Origin of the sequence: Xanthomonas sp. SHU 308 (assembly GCF_000364645.1) — a bacterium.
GTDB classification, from domain to species: Bacteria; Pseudomonadota; Gammaproteobacteria; order Xanthomonadales; family Xanthomonadaceae; genus Xanthomonas_A; species Xanthomonas_A sontii.
In genome coordinates this window covers 1-1,451 of record NZ_AQOK01000155.1, presented here as the reverse complement: position 1 = coordinate 1,451, position 1,451 = coordinate 1, and the positions used below count along the sequence as shown (strand labels likewise).

The window sequence follows — 1,451 nt, the reverse complement described above, 5'->3', positions numbered from 1 at the left end:
CTGGAAACTGCTGCGGGAGGGACTTCAGTCCCGACGCCATGACCCCACCGGTCGCGGTGCAAGCGCTCCTGCGACGGCCAGCCGAGCCACCACGGTGTCGCAGCCACGCCGCCCGTTCCAATCGGCCACCTCCCACACCCACGGGTGCGCCGATGACCAGGTACGCCGATTACACTGCCGCGTCCGCCAGGAGGCCTGCCGTGCACGCTCCGACTCCCGCTGTCCGCTCACGCCGCGCCGCGGTCGCCTTCATCTTCGTCACCCTGCTGATCGACGTGCTGTCTTTCGGCGTCATCATTCCGGTGCTGCCCACGCTGGTGCGCGGCTTCACCGGCGGGGACTTCGCTGCCGCGGCCCGCTGGGTCGGCTGGTTCGGCTTCCTGTTCGCCGCGCTGCAATTCGTCAGCTCGCCGCTGCAGGGCGCATTGTCCGACCGCTACGGCCGGCGCCCGGTGATCCTGGCCTCGTGCCTGGGGCTGGGCGTGGACTTCATGGTGATGGCGCTGGCGCAGAGCCTGCCGGTGCTGCTGCTGGCGCGCATGGTCTCCGGCGTGTTCTCGGCCAGCTTCACCTCGGCCAACGCCTACATCGCCGACATCACCCCGGCCGACAAGCGCGCCCAGGCCTACGGCATCATCGGCGCCGCGTTCGGCGTCGGTTTCGTGGTCGGTCCGCTGCTGGGCGGCTGGCTCGGCAGCCTGCACCTGCGCGCCCCGTTCTGGTTCGCCGCCGGGCTGGCTCTGCTCAACTTCCTCTACGGCCTGTGGGTGCTGCCCGAATCGCTGGCGCCGGAACGGCGCACCGCGCGGGTGGACTGGGCGCATGCCAATCCGTTCGGCGCGCTGCGCCTGCTGCAGCGCTATCCGCAGGTGTTCGCGCTGGCCGCGGTGATTTTCCTGGCCAACCTGGCGCACTACGTCTACCCGAGCATCTTCGTCCTGTTCGCCGACTACCGCTTCGGTTGGGGACCGAAACAGGTCAGCTGGGTGCTGGCCCTGGTCGGTGTGTGCAGCATCGTGGTCAACGCCGTGCTGGTGGCGCGGGTGGTGCGCCGCTTCGGCGAGCGCGGCGCGCTGTTGTTCGGCCTGGGCTGCGGCGTGATCGGCTTCGCCATCTACAGCGTGGCCGGCAGCGGCGTGCTGTTCCTGCTCGGCGTGCCGATCAGTGCGCTATGGGCAGTGGCCGGGCCGGCGGCGCAGGCGATCGTCACCCGCCACGTCGGCGCCGACGCGCAGGGCCGCATCCAGGGCGCACTGATGAGCCTGGTCAGCCTGGCCGGGGTGATCGGGCCGCTCTTGTACGCGTGGGTGTTCGCCGCCTTCATCGGCCCGCATGCCTTGCTGCACTTCCCCGGCGTGCCGTGGCTGCTGGCGGCGCTGTTGCTGGGCGGCGGCTGGATCGTGGCCTGGCGCCGCGCGCGGGTGCCGGCTGCCGCGGCGGCCGGCGGCTGA

At 71.3% G+C, this 1,451-nt stretch carries 1 protein-coding gene; it reads left to right on the top strand.

The window, feature by feature from the left end:
* The first annotated feature begins 200 nt into the window (after positions 1 to 200).
* On the top strand, positions 201 to 1,451 hold the full coding sequence (locus tag D588_RS0106455) for a tetracycline resistance MFS efflux pump (RefSeq protein ID WP_017915401.1): 1,251 nt from the start codon (positions 201 to 203) through the stop codon (positions 1,449 to 1,451).